The following is a 1,865-nucleotide window of genomic DNA, read 5'->3' on the forward strand; positions in this document are numbered from 1 at the left end:
TCGGTCAAACAACGCATGCATATCGCTCGAGGCAATGTCGACACCCTCTGCTAGCAGGCAGTCCTCTCCTAGCTGAATTCGAGTTGATTCACTGGCATAAAGCCTGCAACGATGTGCTGTACTTTGTTGCCCCACACAGATTTCACTGTGATCGCCATCGATATTGAATGTGAACGAGCCATCGCAAAGATGAGCAAGATGAATGACATTATTACTGCCATATACTTCGATTTTACATAGCCCCTTGAGGTGGACATGATCACCAATAACAATGCGGTTATTATCGCCAATAACACGAATAAAGAATGCTTCTGGTGCTAAAAAATATTCTCCGATATCAAGCTGATTATGCCAGCCATTGAGTGATATTTTTCCCTGCCAATCCAAAAACTGGCCAATCTTGATCGTATTACTCGGATGAATCGCGTTTATGGCAACCGCTTTCTCATCCCATAGACTTTCAATGTTAGTCTCATTATCAGCAAAGAAAACAGCATCTTGCTCAAGAGACTGAATCACTGGGTTTTCAGGACGCAACGATTGTTTATCAAGGCTGATAAAAAAATCGCTGCAGTCATGATGTTTGAATTGATGGTATAGCTCTTTAGCATTCACTATTAAACGACGCGGAAGAGTATCCAAACTTGCCTGTGATTCAAGAGCTATATCAAATATTTTCAAGCCAACAAATGTCTGAAAATAACCAATTTGATGCTTCCAATCCTGAGTTAAACATTCATAACTGATCTGTAAACGTGCGTGGCTTTCAAAGTATTGGCAAAGCTGATCAAAATCGCGCCGGCGCGCTGAAAATTCCTCATCAAACTCTGTAAAGGTAAAGTTGCGTTGACAAAGCTGTTGCTCATCGAGAGCTGCTGCAAGCATTAAAAGATAGCGCTGCAACAGATTTTGTCGATGCAATAAGATAATTTTTAATTGCTGATCCGCGAGAAGGCTTTGCCAAAACGATGCTTTTGCATCAAAAGGCTGCTGACAGGTATTAATCACAAAGCCCAAGGTTTTAACGGCTAAATCACTTTCTTGCTGTTGAAAAGCATGCAACTTCTCTATTGTATCGCCTGCGCTATAGACAAAGCAGTCGGGGTGCCTATTTAGCGTCGCACGCAATAGTTGGGCACCCGAGTGTGACGGTGCAATAATGACAAATCGATTTAACGGCGCCTTTTGCATATTAAAGCCTAGTGTTGCTAATTTACCATCATATAAAGCGCTTGCGAGTGGCAGGAGCCGAATGCATATTCAACCTGAGTTCTTTTTTCCATGATCATCAGCAAGAAAATCTATAATATCTTTTCGCAGTTTTTTTTTGGCAAACATACTGCCTTCATAATTTAAATGCAGCCTATCGCCATAGATAAACCGCCCTTTGGAACGCTGCCGGCAGCGCTTATTTTTATGATTGCACAGTGCGTCAGTCAATGATAGCACGAGCACCTCATCCGAGGCTAAGCTACTTAAATAGCTATCAATGTAGGCAAAATCCTTGCTGGTTTGTTGATAGCCGTTTTTAATGCATCGCGCTGACAAAAATTCTTCATTTATCAAAACATCAGGAACGGCCCAACAGTATCTCGGATTTATAGGCAGCCTAGGCGGTTCCGTAATGATAATGGCTTGGCTGCCTTGACGTTGTAAAAGACTTAGATTGGCGTCGAATGCCGCTTTGAACGTCCGACGCTGATCACCGAGCGAATTAATATCAAAATACTCTTTCAGCTTTGGCAAGACGATGCCCTGATTAGCCTCATGCTCAACGTATCGGCTCCACCTCGATGCAAACATGACATAATGTGGCGCTGAGCCTTTGATGTATTGCCATTGAGATTGAAGAATTGCTTTGCAGG

2 protein-coding genes are annotated in these 1,865 nt (G+C 42.6%); both read right to left on the reverse strand.

The window, feature by feature from the left end; translation table 11 throughout:
- The coding region (locus tag HRU21_13255; GenBank protein ID NRA43255.1) for a hypothetical protein at positions 1 to 1,191 on the reverse strand (1,191 nt) is incomplete at its 3' end.
- Between the two features lie 69 nt (positions 1,192 to 1,260).
- On the reverse strand, positions 1,261 to 1,865 hold a 605-nt coding region (locus tag HRU21_13260; GenBank protein NRA43256.1), incomplete at its 5' end, for a hypothetical protein.

This window comes from Pseudomonadales bacterium (genome assembly GCA_013215025.1).
Classification (GTDB): domain Bacteria; phylum Pseudomonadota; class Gammaproteobacteria; order Pseudomonadales; family DT-91; genus DT-91.